This window comes from Novosphingobium silvae (assembly GCF_009856825.1).
Classification (GTDB): Bacteria; Pseudomonadota; Alphaproteobacteria; order Sphingomonadales; family Sphingomonadaceae; genus Novosphingobium; species Novosphingobium silvae.
This window is the reverse complement of sequence record NZ_WVTD01000010.1, coordinates 50,164-75,217: the sequence shown is the minus strand read 5'-3', so window position 1 is coordinate 75,217 and position 25,054 is coordinate 50,164. Positions and strand designations below refer to the sequence as shown.

Below are 25,054 nucleotides of genomic sequence, written 5' to 3'. Positions count from 1 at the left end.
GTTCAGGCTGGACGCAGGCTCGCGCAGAAGCTCGGCCAGCGGCGGCGGCACGGCACCGGGCAGGCGTTTGCGGAACTTCGGCAGCGGTACGCCGTTCCATCACCAGAGAGGTTGCCAGACGCGACGCAGAAAAAACAGGTCCGACATGCTCAATCCCGAGAACGTCAAGATCGAGGTTCCCCGCTTCGACATTCCGCTGATCCTCGCCGCGACGGCGGCCTTGTGGCTCGCCATCGCCGGGGTAGTCGCAACGATCGTCTGAAGCATCGGCGTGAGGGTACCGGCGTTCGAAGCCGGCGCCTCGGCCATGGTGGGCGGTGAGGGGCTCGAACCCCCGACCCTCTCGGTGTAAACGAGATGCTCTACCAACTGAGCTAACCGCCCGCGCCATATGGTGGCGCGCTCATGATGGCTTTTGGGCGCGCCGTCAATGCCCTTGCAGCGTAGTCCCGCTTTCGAACCGGCCCTGCTTGCGGCAGGGCCGGTCGGCGGCGGGGGATCTTACCAGTCGAAGAAGCGGCGGCGGCGGCGCACTTCGGGGATGCCGTCGCGGTTCACGTCGGTGACGACGGTGCGCGGCTCGTGGTGGGCGGTGACTGTCGTGGGCGTGCCGTGGGCCAGCGCATCGGCCCGTGCCTCGGCGCGGGCGGCACGCAGCTCGGCGTCGCGCACGCGGTCCTCCGAGGTGCGGGCAGCCACTTCGCCGCGCCGCTCGGTCCGGATCGCGTAGTAGTGGCTCCACATCTGGCTATGCGCGAAGGCGAGCGCCAGGCCGCCGATGATCGCCAGGTTCTTGAGCGCCGCGATGCGCTGCATCGGATCGCCGATCTGGGCGTGGAAGAACAGGATGGTCAGCGCCACGAAGGCGATGAGGAGGGCCGAGACCAGGCGCACCATGAAGCCGGCGGCAAGGCACAGGCCCGCGATCAGTTCGAACAGGGCGGCGGGGATGGCAAGTCCCGACGGCATGCCGGCGGCGACCATCATGGTCTCGGTGCTGCCGATGTCCATCAGCTTGCCTGCACCGGAAAATATGAAGATGAGGGCGATCAGGATGCGCCCGATAATGGCGGCGATCTTCGACAAGGCATGTCTCCCGGCCAGTAGGGTGTTGCCGGGAGAAGCGGGCAGGCTGCGGGATTGTTCCCGGCACAAGCAGCGCAGCGGGCGCTTACCTTGGTGCCAGGCCCGCTTCCGGAAGGAGGACTCTCAGAGGCTGGACTTCAGAAGCGGCCTTTAGAGACGGGGAAGCGTCACTCCGCGCTGTCCCATGTACTTGCCCGCGCGGTCCGCATAGCTGACCTCGCACGGTTCGTTGCCCTTGAGGAACAGGAACTGGCACGCGCCCTCGTTGGCGTAGATCTTGGCGGGCAGCGGCGTGGTGTTCGAGAATTCCAGCGTTACGTGGCCTTCCCAGCCCGGCTCCAGCGGAGTGACGTTCACGATGATGCCGCAGCGGGCATACGTGCTCTTGCCAAGGCAGATCACCAGCACGTCGCGCGGCACGCGGAAGTATTCCACTGTGCGGGCAAGCGCGAAGGAGTTGGGCGGGATCACGCAGACGTCGGTCTTGCGGTCGACGAATGAGTTGCTGGCGAAATCCTTGGGATCGACCACCGCCGAATCGACATTGGTGAAGATCTTGAACTCGTCGGCCACACGCGCGTCGTAGCCATAGGAGGAAAGCCCGTAGGAAATGCACCCGTCCCGCCGCTGCGCCTCGACGAACGGCTCGACCATGCCGTTTTCGAGCGCCTGCTCACGGATCCACTTGTCGCTGAGGATAGACATGGGCAAGTGATCGACGATGGTCGCCGGACGGGCAAGGCCCGCTCGTGCACTTGTCCACACGGACCTGTCGAAAGGCGCCGGAAGAGGTGCGGATGCGCCCTGGAAATGCTTTGTCACGCCGTCGGTCGCGAACTTCGCCGGGCAAGGCGCGTTGCAGGCAGCATTCCCATCCTTCGCACGAGGTCCGATGCCATGACCAGTCGACGCACGTTTATCGCCGGCGCCACCGCAGGCGCGCTCGCAGCCATGTCGGGCGCTCCGGCGCGCGCGAACGCTGCGGAACCACTGCCGCAGAACCCGCCGTCTGCCCGGTTCCGCCCGGCCGGTCGCCTCGGCATCGGCGGAACGCAAGTGGGCAGCAACCACTTCCCGACGCCCGCCGACCAGGCGCAGGGCATCCTGCAGGCCGCCTGGGACGAAGGCGTGCGCTACTTCGACACCTCGCCCTGGTACGGCCTCGGCCTTTCCGAGCGGCGTTTCGGGACGTTCTTCGACGACAAGCCGCGCGATGCGTTCACCCTTTCCACCAAGGTCGGGCGGGTGCTCGTGCCCGACGCGAAAGTGGCAGGAACCAAGGTCGGCAACTGGGCCATGGTGCCGCCCATGCGCCACGTTTACGACTACAGCGCCGAGGGCGTGCGCCGCTCCGTCGAGCAGAGCCTGCAGCGCCTGGGCATGTCGCGGCTCGACGTGGTGTTCGTCCACGACCTGTCGCCCGACAATGCCGACATGGGTGATCGCTGGACCGAATACTTCGAGCAGGCGCGTGCCGGGGCCTTCCCCGAACTCACGCGGATGCGCGAGGAAGGGCTCATCAAGGGCTGGGGCCTTGGCGTGAACACACTGCCTCCTGCGCTCAAGGCGTTCGAGGTGGCCGACCCCGACATCATCCTCTCGGCGACGCAGTATTCCATCGTCAAGCATGCCGAGGCGCTCGACAAGCTGTTCCCACTGGCGGAGAAGCGCGGCGCCTCGATCGTCGTGGGAGCGCCGCTGAACGACGGCTTCCTCGCGGGCGGGGAGCGGTTCAACTACAAGCCGGTGCCGCCCGAAATGCGGGCGAAGCGCGCCAAGGTCGCGGCGCTCGCGCAGCAGCACGGGACGGACCTGCGCACCGCGGCGCTGCAGTTCGCGATGGCGCACCCGGCGGTCTCTGCGATCATCCCCGGCGCGCGCTCGGCCACGCAAGCCTCGCAGAACGCTGCATCGGTCCGCGCGAAGGTTCCGGCGGAGTTCTGGACCGCGCTGCGGCGCGCGCGGCTGGTGGAAGCGGATGCGCCCCTGCCGGCATGACGGCGGGGCACGGCTGCTTCTTATTCCATGGTTAACGATAGGCTGGTAGGCCGGCGGGCATGAGCACTGCCCGCCCCGCCCGCATCCTCGTCGTCTTCGGCACCCGGCCCGAGGCGATCAAGCTGTTCCCCGTCATCCATGCGCTGAAGGCCGACAGCCGGTTCGAATGCGTGGTCTGCGTCTCGGCGCAGCACCGCCAGATGCTCGACCAGGTGCTGGAGATCGCCGGCATCGTGCCCGATCACGACCTCGACGTGATGCAGCCCGACCAGACGCTCGATGCGCTCACCGCGAACCTGCTCACCGGCCTTGGCCGGGTGATGGACGCCGTGCAGCCGGCCCGCGTGATCGTGCAGGGTGATACCGCCACCGCCATGGCCGGTGCGCTCGCGGCCTACTATCGCAAGGTGCCGGTCGACCATGTGGAGGCGGGGCTTCGCAGCTTCAACATCTATCACCCCTGGCCCGAAGAGGTGAACCGCAAGATCATCGGCGCCATGGCCAGCCTGCATTTCGCGCCCACCACCACCAGCGAGGCGGCGCTCCTGCGCGAGAACGTCCCGGCTGGCAGGGTCCATGTGACCGGCAATACGGTGATCGACGCGCTGCACTGGGTTACGGCGCAGATCGGGCGCGATCCGGCGCTGGCATCCGGGCTGGCGGAGCTGGAGGCGCGCTTCGCGGGCAGGCGCATCATCGGCGTCACCAGCCACCGGCGCGAGAACTTCGGCGAGGGGATGGAGCAGATCGCCCGCGCCGTCCGCGAGATCGCGCAGCGGCCGGACGTGGCGGTGATTTTCCCCGTCCATCTCAACCCCAACGTGCGCAAGGTCATGAACGCGCAGCTTGCCGGGCTCGAAAATGTCGCCCTGATCGAGCCGCTGGACTACCCGCACTTCGCGCGCCTGCTCTCCATCGCCGAGATCATGCTGACCGATTCGGGAGGCGTGCAGGAAGAGGCTCCTGCGCTGGGCAAGCCCGTTCTCGTCATGCGCGAGACCACCGAACGGCCCGAGGGCGTGGATGCGGGCACGGCAAGGCTCGTGGGCACCGACGCCGCGCGCATCGTTACCGAATTATCAACCCTGCTGGACGATAGGGAGGCCTACGAGGCCATGGCGCGCGCCCACAATCCCTTCGGGGACGGGCAGGCGGCAAGCCGTATCGTGGAGCTGCTCGCACATGAAATCTGACACCAAGCCATCCGTCTGCGTGGTCGGCCTCGGCTACATCGGCCTTCCCACTGCCGCGGTGATCGCGCGCGCGGGGTGCCGCGTGCTCGGCCTCGATGTCTCGCAGAAGGTGGTGGACACCATCAATCGCGGCGAGATCCACATTGAGGAAGTGGACCTCGACGGCCTCGTTCAGGGCGTCGTCGCGCGCGGGCTGCTGTCCGCCTCGGTCGAGGTGGCGCCCGCCGACGTGTTCGTCATCGCGGTGCCGACGCCGTTCGGAAAGGACCACGCGCCCGACATCTCCTATGTGCTTGCGGCCGCGCGCACGATCGCGCCGGTCCTGAAGGCGGGAGACGTGGTGATCCTCGAATCGACCTCGCCCGTGGGCACGACCGAGCAGATGCGCGACCTGATCGCCGAACTTCGGCCGGACCTCAGGATCCCGCAGTCCGGCCCCGCCCTACCCGCGCGCGAGACGCCCGACATCTCCATCGCCTATTGCCCCGAGCGCGTGCTCCCGGGCCGCATCCTGGAGGAGTTGACCAACAACGATCGCTCCATCGGCGGCATAACGCCGCGCTGCGCCAGGAAGGCACTGGCGTTCTACAAGCGCTTCGTGCGCGGCGAATGCGTGACGACGGACGCGCGCTCGGCTGAGATGACCAAGTTGGTCGAGAACGCCTACCGCGACGTCAACATCGCTTTCGCCAACGAGCTGTCGATCGTCGCCGACCGCATGGGGCTCGACGTGTGGGAGGTGATCCGGCTCGCCAACCGCCATCCGCGCGTCAACATCCTCTCGCCGGGGCCGGGCGTAGGCGGGCACTGCATCGCGGTGGACCCCTGGTTCATCGTCCATTCCGCGCCCGAGGAGACGCCGCTGATCCGCACCGCGCGCGGCGTCAACGATGGCAAGATGCACCACGTCGTGGCCAAGGCGGAGGCGCTGGTGGAAGCGCATCCCGAGGCCCGCGTTGCGTGCCTGGGTCTCGCCTTCAAGGCCAACATCGACGATTTCCGCGAAAGTCCGGCGCGCTTCGTCGCCAGCCGCCTCGCGCGCAAGCTGGGCAGCCGCATGTCGGTGGTGGAACCCTATGCCGCCGAGCTGCCGATCGAGTTCACCGACACCGGCGTCACCCAGATCGACATCGACGAGGCGCTGGAGGAGTGCGACATCCTCATCGTGCTGGTGGATCATGACGTGTTTCGCGTGGTCCCGCTTGCCGAGCGGGCGGACAAGCTCGTCTACGATACGCGCGGCATCTGGGCCGACCAGCCCCGCGTCGTACGCGAGGATGAGGCGAAGCTGGCACTGGCGGCGCAGTAAGGACGCGCGCGGGATCTCGCCGAGCGGGCGTTCACAATCCCCTTATCGCATTAGCCATTCATCGCATTGGGAAAACCGGCAAGTGAAGCGATGAACCGTTCTGCCGGCGCGGTGGCTGCCGCTGGCCTTCGCTATCGCGGTAAGGTTTGGGCGTTATAACTCCCTTCCATGAAAATCGTTCCCGTGGTCGCCGCCATTTTCATGTCTCTTGCCGCAACGGTGTCCACGCCGGCGCTCGCCGGGACGCTGCAGTGCGTGCCTTATGCAAGGGCGCAGTCGGGGATCGACCTTCACGGGAACGCGGCCACCTGGTGGGACCAGGCCGAAGGAACCTATTCTCGCGGCAACAGCCCGCGCGCGGGCTCGGTGCTCGTGTTCAAGGCGAGCCGTGCGATGCGGGTCGGCCATGTCGCAGTGGTTGACCGGATCGTCGATGACCGCCACGTTGTCCTCAACCACGCCAACTGGTCGCGCCCCGGCATGATCGAGAAGTCCGCAATGGCGGAGGACGTTTCGGAAAAGGGCGACTGGAGCAGCGTGCGCGTGTGGTATTCGCCCACGCACTCGCTCGGCCTGCGCGCCAGCCCGGCTTTCGGCTTCATCTATGCGAACGGTTCGAACGGCGGATCGGAAGTCGGCTCCACGCCCACCGCAAAGATGCCCTCCGACGCCTTCCAGGCGGCCTTCTCGGACCTTCCCAAGCAAGGCTGAATCGCGAAGGCTTACCGGCGGTGCGGCTAAGCTGAGCGTCGCCCACCACAAGCGCAGTTTGCGGCTCTTGGCCGCGGTGTTCCGAAAGCGCGCGGACGCTGGACGCGCGTCTATGCCCGCTGGCGAGTGCGGGCTTTACGCCGGGGAGGAGAGCGCTTGGGCGTTGGTACCCCTGATGGGTATCGGGCCGGCGTTCGGGGGCGGCCCGGTTGGGGGTCGCCGAAGCGTGTGCGCCTTGCGAACGGCTGGAAAGCACAGGAACAGTCCAGCTCGACCCTCAGCGAAAGTGGCTCGGATCCGGCACGCGGGCTCGCGATAAGGTGCCGGCTCCACAGGTCCTGGGGGAAGCGCTCTCTTATCGGGAGCCGCGCCGTTTGCCCTGAACCCTGCCGCCTCGAAGGACGGCTCGTGAACCCTTCCGGTGCGGGCACAGGTGGGCTTTGGATGCCCCCGGCGCCGGCCCGATGATCCGTTTGCCCTGTGTACCTCAGGGAGCGGATGCCGGAGCATATAACCTATATGGTTCTACCAGTCAAGGCTTGCAGCTATCAGGCAGCGGGCGGTTCGATCCGCGCGAGCTTGCGGGCGGACTTGAAGGTCTGCGTCAGGAACAGGCCGATCAGCACCACGCCCACCGCGCCCACGAACCAGTCGAAGCCCGTCATCGCCTCCATGTCGCGCTGCTTGTCGCCCAGGATGAGCATCGAGAACGTCAGGCTGATGAGGATGAGGCGCAGCTCGGTCGGTCCGGCGCTGAGGTAGGACAGCCGCATTTCGCCCAGCACCCGCACGGCAAGGAAGGCGTGGATGCACAGCAGCAGGTAGCCGATCATCGCGATGAGCGAGACTTCCAGCCGCACATAAGGGCTGACGCCGATGCCCAGAAGGATGAGGAAAGTGGCGATCCCGTCGCAGCTGTGATCGAGGAAATAGCCGTAGCGCGGACGCTCGATATGGCGAAACCGCGCGAGGCTGCCGTCCATCGAATCGCCGAACCAGTGCAGCAGGTAACCCGGCATGCAGAGCCACAGCCAGTCCTCGTCCAGAAGGCTGGTCGCATAGCCTGCGAAGATGAGGACGGCGCCCACCATGCCGAGCGCAGTCAGCAGATCGGGTTTCACCCAGGCGGGCATGTGCGCGCAAAGCCAGTTGAGGAGCCGTCGTTCACCGATGGCTAGGACGTTGCGCTGGATTCGGGCGGGGGGAGCGATGCGGTTGTCCTGCATGGCGCCTTATTGTGACAAGTCGGTTACTTGGCAAGGCAAACCGGCGCCGCGCTCCCCCGTTTCGTCGTTTCCGGCCCCGGAAAACCGATCCTAGATCCCCGCGTACCAGGCGTAGGCGCCGTTGTCCTCCCAGTAGCCGCCCCGCCCGCCGTGGATCCCGGCCAGCGTGGCGACCGCCTCGATCCGCGTGACGAACTTGGCGTGCTTGTAGCCCAGCTGTCGCTCCACCCGCAGGCGCAGCGGCGCGCCGTGCGCCTCGTCGAGCGGCCTGCCGTTCATCGACCAGGCCAGGATCGTCTGCGGATGAAAGGCATCGGCGAGGTCTATCGATTCGTAGTAGGGACGGCCGTGGTAAAGGTCGGCGCAGTGGAACACGAGGAAGCGCGCCTGCGGCTTCAGGCGCGCCATGTCGAGCAGAGTGGCAAGGCGCGGGCCCTGCCAGCGGCCGATGGCGCTCCACCCCTCCACGCAGTCGTGCCGGGTGATCTGCGCACGCTGCGGGAGCGTGCGCAATGCGTGGAGCGGCACCGCAAGCGGGCGTTCGACCAGCCCCTCGAGCGCGAGCGACCAGTTCGCGAAGCCTTGCGAGAAGTGGCGGCGATAGACCGGATCGCTCACCTCGCGGCTGCCGTTGGCGCGGAACACGGGCGACATCTCGGCCTCGCCATATTCGCGCGCAAGGGCGCTGCCGCCAAGCGCGCGCTGGGTAATGCGGTGGAGGTCCTCGGCGCTTTCGAGAGTGCCGCGTACGGCCGGATTGTCGATCAGACGATCGCAGCCCGGCAGCAGGAGCCCGCCCGCTCCGGCAAGCCCCGTGCGCAGAAGCGTCCGGCGCGTGAGGATGAGCGTCAGCGTCATGCCCGCTCGCCCCGTGGCAGGCGATACCGGCCGGTGACGATCGAGCGCAGTTCGTTGAGCGGCCCCGCCAGCACGGTCATGGTCACATGGACGAGAACGAAGCCGACCAGGGCCATGGCGAAAAGGAAATGCACCGAGCGCGCCGACTGGCGGCCGCCGAACATCTCGCCGACGAGCGGCGCCCAGGCGTCCGTGGCGGGCGACATGGCAAGGCCCGTCAGGATCATGCCGGGCAGCAGGACGAACAGCACCAGCGCATAGGCGAGCTTCTGCAGCACCGAATAGCGCAGCGCCGCCGCTCCCGCCGGGAAGCGCAGGCGTGCATGATCGCGCACGTCCTGCCAGAGATGGGCCGGGCGCCACTCGCCGCGCGTAATGTGAAGGTCGCGCTGCAGGTGCCGGGCGGCAAGCGACCACAGGAGATAAAGCAGCAGCCCGCCCGCCAGCACCCAGGCGAAGGCGAGGTGCCAGATCCGCCCCTCGGCCAGGCTGTAGCGCGAGGGGATCGTCGCCCAGTGGGGGAAGGCCCGCCGCTGCACCTGCCCGTCCGGGTTGGTCCAGAGGCCAAGCACGCCCGTCGTGTCCCAGCGCCGCCCGGCAATCTCCAGGTAGCCGACCTCGCTATTGCCCGTGCGGGCCGAGCCGACCTTGAGCCAGGCATGGTCGAAGTTGGCGCCGTAGTCTCCCCAGTAGAGGCGCGGATGGGCGTTGAAGATCATCAGCCCGCTCATCAGCAGGACCAGCAGCGCGAACGCGTTGATCCAGTGCCACAGCCGCGTCGGCAGCCGATGCCGCAGCACGAGGTCGCCGCCACGTGGTGTGGTCTGCGGTGGCGGCGGTGGCGGCAGGGGAGTCTCGTTCATGCGCACAAGGCCCTGCGATTGCCGCCCTCGACCCGGATGCGCCCGTCGGCCGTAGCCGGGGACGCGGCTCGCCCAGTCCCGGCGAACGGGGCGCTGTCGCACGGGGCGATGCCGAACCGATCCCTGTCTGACCGCTCCATGTCTTCTCCCCTTGGCCGTCCTCGTGCAGGGCGGGCGCGCATGGCTACTCGCCGATCAGGTGCACGGCCACCTGCCGACGATGGGCCGAGCGCCGGTGCTCGGCAAGGTAAATCCCCTGCCACGTGCCAAGGGCCAGGCGGCCGGCGATGACGGGGACCTGCAGGTTTACGCCGGTAAGCGTCGCGCGAAGGTGGGCGGGCATGTCGTCCGGTCCCTCATCGTCATGAACATAGTGGTCGCCCTCGGGCGCGAGGCGGTCGAGCCAGGCGGCAAGGTCGGTACGCACTTCGCGCGCGGCATTCTCCTGGATCAGCAGCGAAGCCGAGGTGTGGCGGCACAGCAGGGTAATCAGCCCATCGCGAATACCGCTTGCCTCCAGCCAGCCCACCATTGCCGCCGTGATGTCCGTGAAGCCGCGCCCGGGCGTGTCGAAGGAGAGGATGGTGGACATCTGTCTCATGGCGCCACGATCCTGAAGGCAAGCGCCGCCGCTTTCAACCGCCGCGTTGACGAGCCGGCGATGTCATGGCAAAGCCGCCCGGTCCGGAACCCGCCAGCCGCTCCTGCCAGGCTCGCGTCTTTCCGGCCGCCGATCGGCCGACCACGCCGCGCGCGGGTGTAGCTCAATGGTAGAGCAGCAGCTTCCCAAGCTGAATACGGGGGTTCGATTCCCCTCACCCGCTCCATCGGCCTTCAAGGCGTAGCCGGCGCAAGGAGGCGGCGCGTACTATGCCTTGCCACCGCAGGCCGCTGCCTGACATGGAGGCGCCATGACACGCTCCGCACATTTCCGCCGCACCATCTTCATCGCAAGTGCCATGGTAGTGCTTGCTGGCGGTGCCGTTCTGGTGAGTGCCAGCAAGAACTCGGCCGCTGACACGTTGCCGGAGAATTTCGCCGGTGCACGCAGCCTGACCGTCTACGGCGCGGTGGGGGATGGGCGGGCGGACGATACCGCCGCTCTCCAGCGCGCACTCGACGACGGCGCGAAAGGCTGTCTCGACGGAAGCGGCAGAACGTATCTTGTCAGCGGAACCTTGCGGGCAAGTTCGGACCTGTGCCTCGCCCGTGCGCACCTTGTCCAGACGCCCCCTGCTTCGCCCATGCAGGCATTCATCGGCGGCGAATGCCCGCGAACGGTCGATCCCGAGGCTGCAGTCGACTGCCGGGACCGCGCCCTTTCGCGGGGCGATGCAGGAGCTTTCCAGCGGTATGCGCAGGTGCGCACGCTGTTCGTCAGACCGGCAGAGGGCACTGGCCCCTCGCGCGTGCGGCTTCTGGACGTGACGATCGACAGGGGCGGGGATCCCAGCTCCGGGTCGCGTACGGATGCTGCCGCGCTGTGGCTTGAGAACGTTTCGGGCGCCGTGCTGGAGAACGTGACGATTACTGGCGCGGGAAAGGGATACGGCCTGATGATCGCGCACTCGCGCGATGTGACGGTGCGCGGCCTTAAGGTGCACGATCTGGTCTGGGCACCCTATGAAGGGGATGCTTCGCTGTCGCTGGCAAGGGTGCGGGGCGAGGGCTGGAACCGCCCGATGGTACGCGAACTGCGCCCGTCGCGGCGCGTTGGCGGGCTGTTCGACTTGCGCGGCACCCGGGTTCAGGAGCAACTCGTCTGCGTGATGATCGCCGGGTCGCGGCAGGTCACCTTGCACGACACCACGATCGCCGGATGCCGCGCGCGCTTTTCGGAAGGCGATGTGCCCTGGCAGGCGGACGGTCTCAATATCAGTCAGGATTCGCGCGATGTATCGATCCTGGGAGACACGCGGATCAGCGACACCTGGGAGGGGATTGATGTCGCAGGCGGCGGGGAGGCGGGCGCCTCGGCCATCAGGATCGACGGAGCGACGATCACCGGGAGCTTCGCCTTCGGCATCAAGCTCGGCCATCGCCTGAGCGACGTGCAGGTGCTCGATACCCGGATTTCAGGCGCAGGGCTGGCAGGCGCGACGATCTACGGCCCGGTGGAGGGCATCTCGCTCAACGGCCTCACGATCGACATGGCGGACCAAAAGCCCGGCAGGGGCAAGGCGCCCATTGCAGAGTGGCCGGCGACCAAGGTCGGCATCCTGATCGACAGGAGCGGCAGCGACGTGCCCCGCGGCATCAGGCTTTCCGACATCGCGGTGACAGGCGGCGCGTCCTGCTCCGCAGGGGTGCGTGATCGCCCTGGCGCCGGGCCTGAGGTCACGGGGCTGCGAGTCTCCGGCTGCAAGACGCGCTTTGCGACCGAAGACTAGGCTCCTTACTGCAGGTTGTCGCCGACGTTGATGAAGGTGAAGACGAACTGCGAGACGATGCCGCTGAAGCTCTGCAGATCGATGAGCGGCGCCTTCGACACGTAGACGAGATCGCCGTTGCGCACCGCGAACTGCTGCGCGAGGAACAGGCTTTCGGGCCTGCTCATTTCCAGCTTGTAGATCACCGGGATGCGCCCGCGGTTGTCGTGCAGATCCTGCGCAGCGGCGGCCTGGTCGAGCCCCAGCGTCTGGGGAGCCTCGAACCTGAACACGAAGACCCCGTGGATGTCGGCCTTCTGCACGTCGAGGCCGCCTACCCGGCCTAGCGCCTGCGCCAGCGTGATGCCGGAGGCTTCGAACTCCACCTCGGAGCTTTTCATCACCGATCCGAGCGCGGTGAAGCTGTAGGGCTTGAACAAAGCGGTCACCACGTCGCCGGGTTGAAGCCGTACGTTCTGCGCGGGATCGGCGATCACCGCGCTCAGCGGCATCGAGACGACCTGCTTGCCGCGGGCGATCTGCACCGTCGTCTTGTCCACCGCCTGCTTCAGCGTCTCGCCCGAGGCCAGGATATCGAGCACGCGTTCGCCGTGCGGGGTCAGCGGTGCGCGTGCATTGACGCCGGTTTCGCCCAGAAGCGTGACCGTGCGGCTGACATTGCCGGCCTGGCTGACCAGTACCTGCGGGTCGTTCGCCTTGCCGCGCAGACGAGCGCGAATGGCGACCTGCAGTTCGGACAGGGTCATGCCACCCGCCTGCAAGGTGCCGACGAACGGCAGGGTGATCCGTCCCGCCTGATCGATCACGACGGGCGGCAGCGATGTCGAGGTGCTGGGAGGAGCGGCGGCCGCGCCGCCCGCGCTCGCAGCGGAGGCGGCGCCGATCGAGGCGGACGCTCCGAACAGCACGGCAGGAGGCGCCTCGTAGATGGAGATCGACAGGGAATCGCCCGGTCCGACGCGAATGTCCTCCTGCGGAACATCGCCCAGTACGCTCGCAAAGTCGTTGCCGGAGGGGCGGCTGAGGTATCCTGCTATGCGTCCGTCGAGCGGCACCACGCGGATGCGGCTGCCGTTGACAGAAGCTTCCTCCGCCTTGCCGAACGACCGCGTGCTTGGTCCGGACGCTCCGAAGGAGGAACATCCCGCAAGGGTCAGAACAAGGACGGGAACCAGCACCTTCCTTCCCGAACGCGTGAAGATCATGTAATTCAACATCCGAAAGACAGGCCGGTGCGCCTCGGCCGGCGTTCTATTGCGCAGAGGGTCACAATTCAAGGAGGTGGCGCGCCGGCCATCGGAGGCAATGGGAAACGGGCCGGCGCGACGCCCCGTCCGGTCCGCCGCGCCGCCGATCATGTACCGCTTGCAAATTCCCGACCTCTACCGCATGAGCCATCGCCTTGATGTGACGGAGACCTTGTCGACAATGCGATTAAGCCTGGCCCGAAGCTTCGGGGCCTCGACAATCCTGTTCGCCATCATGGTTATCCTGCCGACGACCATAGCGATCCTGTACTATGGGCTACTCGCCAGCGACGTCTACGTGTCGGAGTCCCGCATCGTCGTGCGTGCGCCCGACAAGCCCGCGCAATCGCCTTTCGGGGCTCTGCTCAAGACGGCCGGCTTCACCAATGCCAGCGAGGAAGTCTACGCTGTAACCGAGTACGTGGGATCGCGCGATGCGGTGCGCGATGCCAATCGCTCCGGCCTCATCCGCCGTGCCTACGAGAACGACGCGATCTCCATCTTCGACCGGCTGAACGGCTTCGGTTTCAGCGGATCGTTCGAGGATATGTATTCCTATTTCGTCAAGCGAGTGACCATCAAGAACGACAGCACGTCCAGTGTGCTGACGCTGACCGTCCGGGCCTATTCGGCGAAGGACGCGCAGAAGATCAACGAAGCGCTGCTGGACCAGTCGGAACGGCTCATCAACCGCCTCAACACGCGCGGGCGCCGGGACCTTATCGAGTTCGCCCAGCGCGAAGCGAACGAGGCGGCCCAGGATGCACGGCGTTCCGCGGCGACGCTGGCGGCGTTCCGCAACCGCACGGGCACCGTCGATCCCGAGAAGCAGGCCCAGATCGGGCTTGAAATGGTGTCCAAGCTGCAGGACGAACTGATCGCCTCGCAAGTGCAGCTGCAGCAGCTGCGCAGGCTTGCGCCCGACAATCCGCAAGTGCCGCAGCTTGCCGCCCGCATCGCCCAGCTTCAGCAGGCCATGGAAAACCAGATGGGCAAAGTCGCGGGCAGCCGCACCTCGCTTGCCGCGACCGCAGCGGAATACCAGCGCCTGCAGATCGACAACGAAATCAGCGGAAAGCGGCTTGCGGCGGCGATGACCTCGTTGCAGGAGGCGCAGAACGAAGCGCGGCGCAAGCAGGTCTACGTCGAACGCATCGTCACGCCCAACCTTGCCGACGAAGCGATCGAACCGCGTCGCCTCGCGGGCGTACTTGCCGTCTTCGCGCTCGCCCTGATCGCATGGGGCATCGCCAACATGCTTATCGCCGGCGTAAGAGAACATGCCAGCTGACGACCGGTCCGAACCGTTGCTGCCGCTTTCGGGGCTGCGGATCCAGGCACGCATCGTATGGGCCTTGCTGCTGCGCGAGGTCATCACCCGGTTCGGCAGGCGTAACATCGGATTCCTGTGGCTTTTCGTGGAACCCGCGCTGTTCGTGATCGTGATTACCGCGATTTGGACGGCCACTCACGACCTGCACCGCTCGCAAATCCCGATCGCGGCCTTCACCCTGACTGGCTACACATCGATGCTGATGTGGCGCAACACGCCCTCGCGCTGCATAGGCGCGCTCAGTTCCAACCAGGCGCTGCTGTACCATCGCCGCGTCACGATGCTGGACATATACCTCGCCCGTATCCTGCTGGAGTTCGCGGGCGTGACGACCAGCTTCATGGTCCTTGGCCTGGTGATGTGGCTGGGGGGATGGCTGGAGCCGCCTGAAAACGTGCTCCAGGTGATCGGGGGCTGGGGCCTTCTGGCATGGTTCGGCATGGCGCTGGCGCTGACGCTGGGTCCTTTGTCCGAGCGCTATCCTTCTGTCCAGAAGCTGTGGTCGCCCGTCGCGATCCTGCTGTTCATTCTGTCGGGAACGAGCTTCCTGCTCGATACTTTCCCGCCGACCGTGCGCTACTGGCTGCTGTGGCTGCCGATGACGAGCGGGCTGGAATACCTGCGCGAAGGCTTTTTCGGATCGCACTTCAAGGCGCACTACGACCTTGGATACATGTGCTCGGCCACCATGCTGCTCATGCTGTTCGGGCTGAGCCAGGTCCGCCGTGTCGCGCTCAACGAGGTGCGCATCGCATGATACGCCTCGAGAACGTCAGCAAGGTCTATCACACCGCGCAGGGTCCGCGCGAAATCTTCCGTGACATCAACCTTGTCGTCAACAAGGGGGAGCGTGTCGGCATTCTGGGACGCAATGGCGCCGGCAAGTCGACGCTGGTGCGCCTCATCAGCGGGGCGGAGCGGCCGACGTCCGGGCGCATCGTGCGGGACATGTCGGTTTCCTGGCCGATCGCCTTCTCCGGCGGCTTCCACCAGCGCCTGTCGGGCAAGGACAACCTACGCTTTATCTGCCGGATCTACGGCATAGACTACCGCACCCGGCTCGAATTCGTGGAGCGGTTTTCCGAACTCGGCCCGTACATCGACGAGCCGGTCGGCGTCTATTCCTCGGGCATGCGAGCCAAGCTGGCCTTCGCGATTTCGATGGTCGTCGATTTCGACTGCTACCTCATCGACGAGGTCATGGCCGTGGGTGACGAGCGCTTCCGCGAGAAGTGCGAGATAGAGCTTTTCCAGAAGCGCAAGGATCGCGCAATGATCATCATCTCGCACAGCAACCGCTACATCCAGCAGCATTGCAACCGTTTCGTGATTCTCGAGGATGGGAATCTGGAAGAATACGAGGATTCCGAAAGCGCCAGAATGGCCTACAAGAGGCTGATCAAGCGGGCCGCCAAGATCGAGATGAAGCGACAGCACGAAGTCGAAAAAGCCAAGAAGAAGGCGCGCCTTGCCTTGATGGAGCAGGAAGGCGCGCTGCAGACGTCCGCCTAAGGATTGCCCGCAAGGCCAAGCTCAGGAGTTAGCTATGCCAATTCAATCTTTTTCATCGCGCGAAGCAGGGCGCAACATGCGCGCGAACCCCCTCAGCCTATGGCCCGGCGGACGGCGCAGCGGACACCGGCTGGAACAGATCGCCGAGATCGCCGGAGCGCCCAGCTTCCGCTTCTCGATGGAAGACAAGATCATGACGATCGGGTCATGCTTCGCCCGTGAGATCGAGAAGGCGCTGGCTGCGAAGGGCTTCGACCTGCCCGCCATGGCGCTGCAGCTTTCCGCCGAGGAGCGCGGCGGCGGCACTGCCAACGAGATTCTGAACAAGTACACTGTTCATTCGATGGCGAACGAGATCGAATGGGCATTCGCGCCTCCGGCCTTCGACCCTGCGGACCTGTTCGTGACGGCGGGAGAGGGCTTGTGGCACGACCCCCATCTCGTGGCGAACATGTCGCCCGTGACGATGGAATATGCGGTCGAGCGGCGCGAAAAGGTCTACGCGATCATGCGCCGCCTGCCGGAATGCCGGGTGGTCGTCGTGACCCTGGGGCTGGCCGAGGCCTGGTTCGATACCAAGATCGGCGCATACCTTAACGTCATGCCGCCTCAGGCCGCGCTCAACGCAGAACCGGACCGTTTCCGGCTCGATGTCCTGAGTTACGAAGACATTACCGAGGGGGTGGAGCGGCTGCTGGGCCTGCTTCGCAGGTATGGCCACCCTGAACACAAGGTGCTGCTCACCGTCTCGCCCGTGCCCTTCAAGGCCACCATGACCGGGCGCGATGCACTTGCCGCCAACACCTACAGCAAGTCGGTGCAGCGCGCTGCAGCCGAAGCGGCCGTGCTGCGTCACGACAACGTGGATTATTTCCCCAGTTACGAGATCGTGACGCTGACCGATCGCAAGATTGCCTATCGTGTGGACAACATCCACGTGAACCCTGAGGTCGTGAGCGAGATCATGCGCCGGGCGACCCGCGCCTACCTGCCCGAAGAAGCCGCCAAGGATGATGAGCCGGCCGCCGCAGTGGCTTCGCAGGATCCGTCCCGCGATCCTTTCACGACAACCTCGATCCTCTCGGCAGCGCATGCGGCATTGGATGGCAAGGACTATGCCCTCGCGGCAAGCCACTTCTCGGCGCTGCTGTATCGAGGGGGCGAGAACATGCGGCGCGCGGAGATGCGCGACTGCTACAAAGGCCTCCTACAGGCTCTGCAGGCCGGAAATCGCACCAAGGAAGCGCGCCGCGTCTGTGAGGAATGGCTGGCGAGGGACCCGGAGAACGCCGGGGCCGCATTCATGGCCTCCAAGATCATGGAGCGGGACAAACAGCCGCAGGAGGCCCTGCGCTTGGCGGCACGCGCGGTGGAACTGCAGCCGGAAAACGGCATCTACCACCAGCGTCTCGCCATCCTGCTGGACCGCGGCGGCAACAAGGAGCAGGCGCGCGCGTCGGCACGCGAGGCGCTGCACTTCATGCCGGACCTCGAAGGCGCCAGAAAGCTGCTGGAGGCCTGAAAGAAAAGCGGCGCCGGGACCAACGTCCCGGCGCCGCTTTTCTTCATCTACGGCGCTCGATCAGCCGGTTTGGAGAACGGGGAACGACTTCACCAGCGTGTCGACCGCTACCATCTGTTCGAGGAAGGGGCGCAGGAGGTTCAGCGGCAGGGCGCTCGGGCCGTCGCACAGCGCTTTCGACGGATCGGGGTGCGCCTCAATGAACAGGCCGGCAAGGCCCAGCGCCATGCCCGAGCGTGCCAGCGCCGTCACCTGTTCGCGCCGGCCGTCGGCGCTGTCGCTGCGTCCGCCCGGGCGCTGCAGCGCGTGTGTGGTGTCGAAGATGACGGGTGCATATTCGCGCATCTGGTCGATGCCGAGCATGTCCACGACGAGGTTGTTGTAGCCGAAGCTGCTGCCCCGCTCGCACAGCATCACGCGCTCGTTGCCGCACTCGGCGAACTTCCTGATGATGTGCTGCATTTCGTGAGGGGCCAGGAACTGCGGCTTCTTGATGTTGATCGCAGCGCCGGTCGCTGCCATGGCCGCGACGAGATCGGTCTGGCGGGCAAGGAAGGCGGGCAACTGGATGATGTCCGCCACTTGTGCCGCAGGGGCCGCCTGATGGGGCTCGTGGACGTCGGTGATGATGGGCACACCGTATCGCGCCTTCACCGCCGCCAGGCTCTTCAGTCCGCTTTCCATGCCGGGGCCGCGGAAGCTGTGGATCGAGGAGCGGTTGGCCTTATCGAAAGAGGCTTTGAAAACGTACGGAATGCCAAGGTCCTTTGTCACCGCGACGAATTCGCCTGCGACTTCCAGCAGCAGGCCGTGATCCTCGATCGCGTTCATTCCGCCGATGAGGACGAACGGCAATTCGTTGGAAAACCGGATGTCCGGCGTGATCGTGACGGTATGCAAGTGAGGCATCCTTTCAGGGGGGAACGGGATCGGTGGCGCCGGTTCTCAGCAACGGTGCCGGCGGATTTCAGTCGGTGGCGGGCGGCGCCACGGCCACGATGCCGCTGACGGTGCGGGTCGCTGCAAGCCGCGGCGCGTGGCGCAAGGTCATGTCGAAGATGCGCGAGTACCGGGCATGCACGTCCGCCGGATCGATCACCAGGCCGAACCGCGCGAGGAACGCCTCGCGGCCCGATGCGAACGAGGCCGGATCTTCCTGCGCCTTGCGGGCGAATGCGACCCAGTCCGCGAGGGAGGAGACGCCGGGCAGATCGGCGTAGTTGTCGGTGTCCATCAGCCCCGCGCCGTCGCGCCAGACGGCGGTCGGGATACCGGCCAGTACCATGTCGAGCAGCACCGAGGACGGGGCGGAGATGCCGTAGGCGAACCTGCGCATGTCCAGCCGGTACATCGGGGCGTTCTCCACCGTCACGTTGTCTGGCAGCGGCACCTTGTTGCGCAGCATATATTGGCCGCCGGGATGCGGCCTGAGGCACACGGCAGGCGTCCGGGTGCCATCGTCCACCGCCTTGCAGAACGCGGAGAATACATCGACGAATTCCGCCTTCATGTCGCCGGCCGCGTTCAGGCGCACCGAATGCAGGTTCTCGCAGACGAGGCCGGGTCGGCTTGCGTCTTGCGGCAGCGGCTCGCGAAATTGTTGCAGGACGGCGCTCGGCCCCGTCACCACGAGCTTGCCGCGCTGCGCGGCGCTGATCGCGTCGATGTGTTCGGTCGCGAACCAGGCGCACACGATGTCGGCCGCGAAGGAGGCGGTTGAGCCGTGCGCCAGTTTGTGCGCGCCGCTGTGGCGGAAACCCACGCATTCGAAACCGTGCTGCAGCGTGACGCGCAGGTACGATGCCGGGGCGACGCGAAATACGTCATGGCAGGTGGCATGGCCGCGCAAGTGGGACTCGCTTGCGGCGAAGATCACTCCGTGCCCGTCAAGCAGGGCAAGCGCCTCGAACTCAGACCTGAACTGATCGAGGCGCGCGCGGGTTTCCGCAGCAATCTCGGCCAGCTCACGCCGCCAGATGCCCGAGATGTCACGCCCTTCGAATGCCCCTGACACCAGCACGCGAACGTCCATCGCGAAATCGCGCTGCGCCATGACGATCAGGGGGCGCAGGATGTTCACGTCCTGCACCAGATTGACCAGGAATACGGCTTGGGCGCGTGCGGTCATGCGGAGGCACCCGGATCGAAGGGGAGCTTGGAGGATTCCGAAATCATCATCTCGACAGGTCCGAAAACCGCTTCCAGTCGGCGGTGGACGGCGGGGAAGATGCCCCTGTAGGCGGCCAGAAGATCCGGTAGCGATGCACTCGACCAGTCCTTCATCGCCAGCGGCGTGTCCTGCGGCCAGTCCACCGCGACATAGCGCGTCTTGTTGATCTCGCCAAAGAAGCGGATTGGGACGCTCGTGTCGGGCAGCAGGCGCTCCCGCACGGGTTCGGCAATCAGCATCAGCAGTCCGCCATCGGCCGGATGACCGGTGAATATGACGTCGTAAGTCAGTGTCGGCGGCGCGAAGGGCGTCGCCACGGAAAGTATGCCCAGCTTGCGCGCGGCCTTGTGGGCATCGCCGACCGTCTGGTGCCCGTGGACAAGCGCACGCACCTTGCCGCCTTCGCTCGCTGCCGGCCGGCCGAGGCCTTCCACGAAGGTCAGCAGGCGCGTGACTTCGACCTCGATCGAGGCGAGCTCTTCCATGAGCTGCGCGTAGCGGCCCAGGCTTCGGGCGCTGAGCCTCAGCGTGCCCTGTTCCAGATCGTTCACCAGCTCCGCCGGATCGGCGTAGAGGAGGTCGTCGATCCGGTTGTAGAGCGGGTAGCCGGCCCAGACCACCTGGCATCCCGCTGTCAGTGCGCTGATCGCCCGGTTGAGCGACTTGGCGATGCTGAAGGGCTGGGCGTTGACTGGCAGGAAGCAGCAGAAACTGTCCAGCAGCAGTTCCGTCTCGGCCTTTTCGGTCCATAGCTCCACCTGAACGCGGAAGGGCAGGTTGCCGATGGCAGCGAGACGGTCGGCATCCAACGCGCGTGCGTTGGTGAGGACGGTGCAGTCGATCGTCCAGCCCCGCGTCGCAAGGCACGCGAAGCGGGCGCCAAACGCGGTCAGGTCTTCAAGGCCGACCGAGAAGAACGGATTGTCGCCGATGCCGAACCAGCCCAGCTTGATGCGCCGTTCCTGCAAAGCCTGTTCGCGCTTGCCCGCGAGCAGTTCGGGCATCGCATTGAGCCTGAGATCGGATGCCGGATCGTTGAACACATGGACAGGGATTTGCGGCCGCAGCGAAGCCACCAGTTCGGCCATGCGCGGCGTGGAGCAGATGGCAAGGTGCGCCCTATCCAGCATCTGGGCGAGCCAGGTGCGGTACATCGTCATGCGGCTGTCGTTCGACTGGCTAAAGTAGTCGTCGAACAGGTCCACGCCCACCAGCCTGTTCTGCGCCTGGCACTGCGCTGCGAAAACGATCGCGCGGGCATCGAAGCACTTGCTGAAGACCACCACCTCGCCCGGATCGCGCAGATTGCCGAAATCAGCGATGGGGACGAGGTCGAGCGTGTGGCCGGCCTCCTCCATCAGCGTGACCATGCGGAGGTAGCGGATACGGGCGCCCGCGCTGGCGAGAAACTCGCGCGACGGGATTACGAAAGTGAATTTCATCCGTTGAGCACCCGTACGGCGGCGAAGCAGGCAGGGTCTGCGATAGGCGCCTGAAAGCTCATCGAAGGAGCGGCGGCCTCGTTCGTCAAGCTGACGGTGGTAAGCGCCGTGCACCAGTGCTCGCCGTCGTCGCGGGCGAGTTGATGGACGTCCTCGAACACCCACCTGGCCAGCTTGTCGCGCGAAGTCAGCCAGAATTGCGCGATCGGTTCGCGTACCGGGTAGATATGGCGCCACAAGCCACAGGAACTTGCGATCTCGGCTTGAGCATAAGGGCCGCGCGGCGTCTCGGGGAACAAGCCGTTGGCAGCGACCTTGACCGACCAGCTCTTGCCCAAGCGGCTGCTGGATACGAGCGGGCACGAAGCCGAGGCGGCGCCATCGGTGACCATATCCGCCAATAGGCTGAGGGTGCGCCCGTCATGTGGCACGATGCCTGGCGACAGGATGCCGCAAAATTCTTCCGAGCCGTCGGCAAGCGCGTCGCGTAGATCCCGCGCCTGATCCACGCGCCCATCGAACATCCGGCGTGCGCGCCCGAGGCTGCCCTCCCCGGGGTCTCCCAGAAGGACCAGGCGAATGGCCGAGGCGCAGTCCTGCATGGCGAGGGCCTCGAGCGAGCGGTCGAGATCATGCTCGCCCGCGCCGTCGACTGGAACGATCATCCGAAGGGCAGAGGGCCGGAAGGAGGTCAGCGCCACGATGGACGAAACCGGAAACAGGATCTCGGCGTCGCGCACCTGACTGCCGCGATCGGGCGAAATTGCGGCGGCGGGCAGGGGCTTGCGCGGAGCGAAGCTACCCTTCAAGCGAGGGCCGCGGAAATGAGGCGCGCGAAGATGGGGAGTGGTCGCGGTGCAGGGCCCGCGCAGCATCGAAGGTGGCTGCATGAACGCGAAGGAAGGCTGTGACGGATCGCGGCGGACGAACGCTTCGGAAAGAGCGACACATACATCGCCCTCTGGTTTGCCCTCGCTCATGCCCTCCCGGTCCATTGTCGCGCACAGGATCGACACCGATGGCATGGCATCGCCATGGATGAACAGCGTGCCGCCGCCTGGCCGGGGAGTGCCTTCCTGTCCAACAATGCCCGTCAGGTAGCGCTCGCCGGCCTGCAGGAAGGCCACGATCTCCGCCCCCTCGCCGCCTTCGGCCCCGTCGCCGCGCTTGGCTTGCTGCGCAGGTTCGATCAGGATGTCGAAGATGTCGCGCAGCCATCCGCGCATGGCTGGGTCGAACAGCGGCCCGGTGCCGATCGCGCCTTCCAGTTCGACGGCGATCCGTGCGACCGCCGGCAGCGCGCCGTCGCGAATCGCCGCAAGGCTATCCGCCAGCCAGGCGGAATGGGCCAGCGGATGATCGGCTCTGCCCCGGGAAGGCCTGGCGATCTCGCTCAGGAAGTCTGCGTGGTGAGGCCCGTTTCGAAAGAGCGACGGAAACGCCACCGCGAAGGCGTGGAGCAGCACGCCCGAAGGAGCGAACTCTGCCACGAGCAAGGGATGGTAGGCCGAGAGAAGCGTCACGTCGAGCAGATCGCCCCCGCTCCCGCCATCGCCCCCATCGGTCGTGGCCAGCAGCGCCCCGGTGCGTGTCGCCGGGTCGAACTGGCAGACCACGACCTGCCTGGGCTCATCCTGGACGTTCCAACGCATCCGCAAAAGGGTGCCATTCACGAACCAGGCATCGGCGGGCGAGTAATTTCCGTCACTGAAGGCGTCTTCCCACGACGCGGCATCGTAAGCGGCAATGCCGCAAAGCTGCTGGAACCGCGCCAGCGCGGCCGCGCTCCCCGCATCGGCTGCGCAGGCTGCGGCTACGGCATCGAAGGATGCTGGCAGCGGTGCAGTTGCCGGTACCGGTGCAAGTGCGCGCAGGGGAGTGGCTGACGGCGCGGGAACGTATACGGGAGCTGCGGGAGCGAAGACGGGAAGCGTCTCGGCAGGCTTGTTCGACAGTTTCGACTTGCGCGAACTGCGCCCTTCCGCCTGTCCGAACTCGATGAAATGCAGAACCGGGTTCAGCCCGGCCTGAGCGACATCAGGGTTCTCCCGAAGATAGCGCGAGGCGCTGAAATCCGGGCCAGGATCGCGAAGCTCCTTCCAGCCGAAGCGGACGAAGTGCTGCAGCGGATCCATCGAGCCCCCGGCGACATCGGGGTAGCGCTCAAGATACCATGCACGGTCGAAAAGCCCCGATCCGGCTATCGTCTCTGCTACGTTACGACGTCCATGCCGTGTCCTGGCGAGCATCGCCGCGAAAGGCGCCACGATGCTCGCCCACAGCACGGCCAAAGCCCGCGCTAGCCGATAAGGCCAGGCCGCACGGGCAAGATCCAGATCCTGCCGAGTGCGTTGCGCAAGTTCCTTGAACGTGGCGGCGCGCTCCTTCGCGCGATCCAGCCCGGCCTTGGTGCGCGTCAGCGTGGCCTGTGTGGTGCGGTACTTGCGCGTGACTTCCTTGAGATCGGCGCGGACTTCAAGCGTTTCGGCCCGGGATGCCGCGATTTCGCCAATTGCCGCATCGCGTTCCTGCTCGGCGGCTTCCAGAACCTGGCGCATCGACGCGACCTCCTGCCAGGCGGCGGCGGTTTCTTCGCGTGCGGCATCAAGCTCAGCATGCAAGGACAGGCGCACCGATACCAATTCGTCGTGTGCGTCAGACACCTTGTCCAAAGCGGCATCGCGTTCATCCACGAGCCGGCGGATTTCACTGCGCGCGTCCGCCAGATCGGCCTGCAATTGATGTGCAGCCGCTATGGCAGCCTGCACAAGCGCGCAGGCGTCCTGCGCCTGATCACCAGTGCTGGCAGGCGTGTGGGCGAAAGCCTCGCCCGCCGCATCGTGACTGACGACCACGCGGGCCTGCGCGGCAAGGTCCTCAAGTCGGCGGGCGAGGCTATCAAGGCTCGACTGCAAGTCCGTGGCCTGCTGCAGCGCTGTGTCCCGGGCCAGGGCCGTCTCATTCAGTGCAAGCTTCGCCGCATCAAGGCGCTTGCGCCACTCGCGCTCCCGCCCGGCTGTCGCATCCATCGCTCGATGCAGGGCGGAAACTGCGCGCTCGTGATCGTTGCGCAGCGTGGCACGTTCGCGCTCGGCCTCAAGCCGCGCGGCATCGATCCGGATGTCTGCCTTCCGTGCCGCCTCGAGGTCGGCCATAATCGCCTTGAGATTGTGTTCCAGGCTGCGGACGGCGGCGTTCTGATCGTCCTGCAGGCGGGCGATCTGCGCAAGGACAGGCTGGAACTCCGAGTGAGAGGCTGCCGCCTCCTCACGCTTCGCCTTCTTTTCCTCCATCCGACGTTTCTCGAGGACGCGCTGCTGTTCCAGAAGCGTATCCATCAGGGGCGCCACACGATCGAAATCTTCTCGCAGGCTGTCGAAGCGGGCGATGTTGCCGAGAGTGACAGAGCCCGTCTCGGCCCACTCGTTCAGCAGCACCCAAAGCTCCGCCACCATTGGAAACTCGCCGAGTTCGGCGTCCGCCTGCCAGACCGGAACCTGCTCGTGATGAAGGTCGGGGGTCAGAAACGCGTCGACCGCCTTGGCGGCGGGATTTCCCCCGAGGTCGAGCTCCACCAGATCCCGAAGCCCGCCAAGCGCGTTCCGCCAGTCGGCGAGCAGGTCGGCGTATCGGATCAAGCCTCGCCGCTGGTCGCGGGTGGCGCGTTCCGCATCGAGGTAGTGGCGCGCCCATAGATTGAGGCCGAGCGCGGTCGAGAACTTGTTCCGCCGCGAAAGCGATCCGGCAACCTCCACCGGATTGCGCAGGACGAACGGGAAGACGAGATCGCGCGCCTCGCTCTTCAGCGCCTCTATCCACAAGGGGGCGAGCCGGCAGATGCGCGGATCCTTGATGACCGGACGGCGGGCATCGGGAAACTGGTCTGCGACGATGCGCCTGACGGCTTCCTGCCGAAGTGCATCGGCGGCCAGCTTTTCACCGGGAAGGGCGGCGATGCTGTGCCAGTTGGTGCCGTAATCGTCGAGAATGGTCTGGTTGACCGCGTTGATCTCCGGAGATTCCCAGAAGCCACGCTGGTTGGCGCTGTTCGGCTCGAGAACCGCGGAGGGACCATCTCCGTGAAGCAGCATCAGGACCCTCGTCAGGGCAGAAGTGCCCGATCGGTGCATGCCCATGACGAAAGCGGCCATGTCGTAACGGAATTCGACCATCTATGACTGCGGATCCCTGCAA

At 66.0% G+C, this 25,054-nt stretch carries 20 protein-coding genes and 2 tRNA genes; 10 read left to right on the top strand and 12 right to left on the bottom strand.

Features of this window, described 5'->3' with window-relative positions; translation table 11 throughout:
* Positions 1 to 308: 308 nt before the first annotated feature.
* The 3 genes from GR702_RS13810 to dcd all read right to left on the bottom strand — a co-directional run bounded on the left by GR702_RS13810 (position 309) and on the right by dcd (position 1,791).
* A tRNA-Val gene (locus GR702_RS13810) sits at positions 309 to 384 on the bottom strand.
* Between the two features lie 117 nt (positions 385 to 501).
* A complete protein-coding gene (locus tag GR702_RS13805; protein ID WP_160986480.1) occupies positions 502 to 1,086 on the bottom strand; it encodes a DoxX family protein in 585 nt (194 codons plus the stop codon).
* Positions 1,087 to 1,236: 150 nt separating this feature from the next.
* The gene (gene dcd / locus GR702_RS13800; RefSeq protein ID WP_160986557.1) at positions 1,237 to 1,791 is read right to left on the bottom strand and encodes a dCTP deaminase; all 555 of its coding nucleotides are present in this window, start codon (positions 1,789 to 1,791) and stop codon (positions 1,237 to 1,239) included.
* Positions 1,792 to 1,983: 192 nt separating this feature from the next.
* Between dcd and GR702_RS13795 the strand changes: the two genes are divergently transcribed.
* The 4 genes from GR702_RS13795 to GR702_RS13780 all read left to right on the top strand — a co-directional run bounded on the left by GR702_RS13795 (position 1,984) and on the right by GR702_RS13780 (position 6,297).
* Complete coding sequence (locus GR702_RS13795) at positions 1,984 to 3,084, top strand: aldo/keto reductase (RefSeq protein WP_160986479.1); 1,101 nt, start codon at positions 1,984 to 1,986, stop codon at positions 3,082 to 3,084.
* Between the two features lie 59 nt (positions 3,085 to 3,143).
* The gene (wecB, locus tag GR702_RS13790; RefSeq protein ID WP_160986478.1) at positions 3,144 to 4,277 is read left to right on the top strand and encodes a non-hydrolyzing UDP-N-acetylglucosamine 2-epimerase; all 1,134 of its coding nucleotides are present in this window, start codon (positions 3,144 to 3,146) and stop codon (positions 4,275 to 4,277) included.
* Positions 4,267 to 5,586, top strand: coding sequence for a UDP-N-acetyl-D-mannosamine dehydrogenase (gene wecC, locus GR702_RS13785; RefSeq protein ID WP_160986477.1), 1,320 nt, complete (start codon positions 4,267 to 4,269; stop codon positions 5,584 to 5,586). The genes wecB and wecC overlap by 11 nt, the downstream gene beginning before the upstream one ends.
* Positions 5,587 to 5,754: 168 nt before the next feature.
* Positions 5,755 to 6,297 (top strand): CHAP domain-containing protein, encoded by a 543-nt coding sequence (locus tag GR702_RS13780; RefSeq protein ID WP_160986476.1) that lies wholly within the window; start codon positions 5,755 to 5,757, stop codon positions 6,295 to 6,297.
* 548 nt (positions 6,298 to 6,845) lie between these two features.
* Here GR702_RS13780 and GR702_RS13775 read toward each other — a convergent pair.
* The 4 genes from GR702_RS13775 to GR702_RS13760 form a co-directional block, all read right to left on the bottom strand.
* On the bottom strand, positions 6,846 to 7,523 hold the full coding sequence (locus tag GR702_RS13775; RefSeq protein ID WP_160986475.1) for a CDP-alcohol phosphatidyltransferase family protein: 678 nt from the start codon (positions 7,521 to 7,523) through the stop codon (positions 6,846 to 6,848).
* A gap of 90 nt (positions 7,524 to 7,613) precedes the next feature.
* Complete coding sequence (locus GR702_RS13770; RefSeq protein ID WP_160986474.1) at positions 7,614 to 8,381, bottom strand: molybdopterin-dependent oxidoreductase; 768 nt, start codon at positions 8,379 to 8,381, stop codon at positions 7,614 to 7,616.
* A complete protein-coding gene (locus tag GR702_RS13765; RefSeq protein WP_160986473.1) occupies positions 8,378 to 9,244 on the bottom strand; it encodes a cytochrome b/b6 domain-containing protein in 867 nt (288 codons plus the stop codon). The genes GR702_RS13770 and GR702_RS13765 overlap by 4 nt, the downstream gene beginning before the upstream one ends.
* Before the next feature lie 184 nt (positions 9,245 to 9,428).
* Complete coding sequence (locus GR702_RS13760) at positions 9,429 to 9,845, bottom strand: secondary thiamine-phosphate synthase enzyme YjbQ (RefSeq protein WP_160986472.1); 417 nt, start codon at positions 9,843 to 9,845, stop codon at positions 9,429 to 9,431.
* A gap of 152 nt (positions 9,846 to 9,997) precedes the next feature.
* On the opposite strand from GR702_RS13760, the gene GR702_RS13755 reads away from it, so the two are divergent.
* Positions 9,998 to 10,071: transfer RNA gene (locus GR702_RS13755), tRNA-Gly, on the top strand.
* 84 nt (positions 10,072 to 10,155) lie between these two features.
* The gene (locus GR702_RS13750) at positions 10,156 to 11,634 is read left to right on the top strand and encodes a pectate lyase family protein (RefSeq protein WP_160986471.1); all 1,479 of its coding nucleotides are present in this window, start codon (positions 10,156 to 10,158) and stop codon (positions 11,632 to 11,634) included.
* Between the two features lie 5 nt (positions 11,635 to 11,639).
* Here GR702_RS13750 and GR702_RS13745 read toward each other — a convergent pair whose 3' ends face one another.
* On the bottom strand, positions 11,640 to 12,839 hold the full coding sequence (locus GR702_RS13745) for a polysaccharide biosynthesis/export family protein (RefSeq protein WP_160986470.1): 1,200 nt from the start codon (positions 12,837 to 12,839) through the stop codon (positions 11,640 to 11,642).
* 223 nt (positions 12,840 to 13,062) lie between these two features.
* Between GR702_RS13745 and GR702_RS13740 the strand changes: the two genes are divergently transcribed.
* The 4 genes from GR702_RS13740 (at position 13,063) to GR702_RS13725 (ending at position 17,248) form a co-directional block, all read left to right on the top strand.
* Positions 13,063 to 14,172 carry a KpsE/RkpR family capsule polysaccharide export protein gene (locus GR702_RS13740; protein ID WP_202408264.1) on the top strand — a complete coding sequence of 370 codons (1,110 nt, stop codon included), beginning with the start codon at positions 13,063 to 13,065 and terminating at the stop codon, positions 14,170 to 14,172.
* Positions 14,162 to 14,971 (top strand): ABC transporter permease, encoded by an 810-nt coding sequence (locus GR702_RS13735; RefSeq protein WP_160986469.1) that lies wholly within the window; start codon positions 14,162 to 14,164, stop codon positions 14,969 to 14,971. The genes GR702_RS13740 and GR702_RS13735 overlap by 11 nt, the downstream gene beginning before the upstream one ends.
* Positions 14,968 to 15,726, top strand: coding sequence for an ABC transporter ATP-binding protein (locus tag GR702_RS13730; protein ID WP_160986468.1), 759 nt, complete (start codon positions 14,968 to 14,970; stop codon positions 15,724 to 15,726). Before GR702_RS13735 ends, GR702_RS13730 begins: the two co-directional genes overlap by 4 nt.
* Positions 15,727 to 15,802: 76 nt before the next feature.
* Positions 15,803 to 17,248 carry a GSCFA domain-containing protein gene (locus tag GR702_RS13725; protein ID WP_160986467.1) on the top strand — a complete coding sequence of 482 codons (1,446 nt, stop codon included), beginning with the start codon at positions 15,803 to 15,805 and terminating at the stop codon, positions 17,246 to 17,248.
* Positions 17,249 to 17,308: 60 nt separating this feature from the next.
* Here GR702_RS13725 and kdsA read toward each other — a convergent pair whose 3' ends face one another.
* The 4 genes from kdsA to GR702_RS13705 form a co-directional block, all read right to left on the bottom strand.
* A complete protein-coding gene (kdsA, locus tag GR702_RS13720) occupies positions 17,309 to 18,148 on the bottom strand; it encodes a 3-deoxy-8-phosphooctulonate synthase (RefSeq protein WP_237449709.1) in 840 nt (279 codons plus the stop codon).
* Positions 18,149 to 18,215: 67 nt separating this feature from the next.
* On the bottom strand, positions 18,216 to 19,376 hold the full coding sequence (locus GR702_RS13715; protein ID WP_160986465.1) for a hypothetical protein: 1,161 nt from the start codon (positions 19,374 to 19,376) through the stop codon (positions 18,216 to 18,218).
* Positions 19,373 to 20,860 (bottom strand): hypothetical protein, encoded by a 1,488-nt coding sequence (locus tag GR702_RS13710; protein ID WP_160986464.1) that lies wholly within the window; start codon positions 20,858 to 20,860, stop codon positions 19,373 to 19,375. The genes GR702_RS13715 and GR702_RS13710 overlap by 4 nt, the downstream gene beginning before the upstream one ends.
* Entirely contained in the window at positions 20,857 to 25,032 is a 4,176-nt protein-coding gene (locus GR702_RS13705) for a hypothetical protein (RefSeq protein ID WP_160986463.1), read from the bottom strand. Before GR702_RS13705 ends, GR702_RS13710 begins: the two co-directional genes overlap by 4 nt.
* Positions 25,033 to 25,054: the final 22 nt, after the last annotated feature.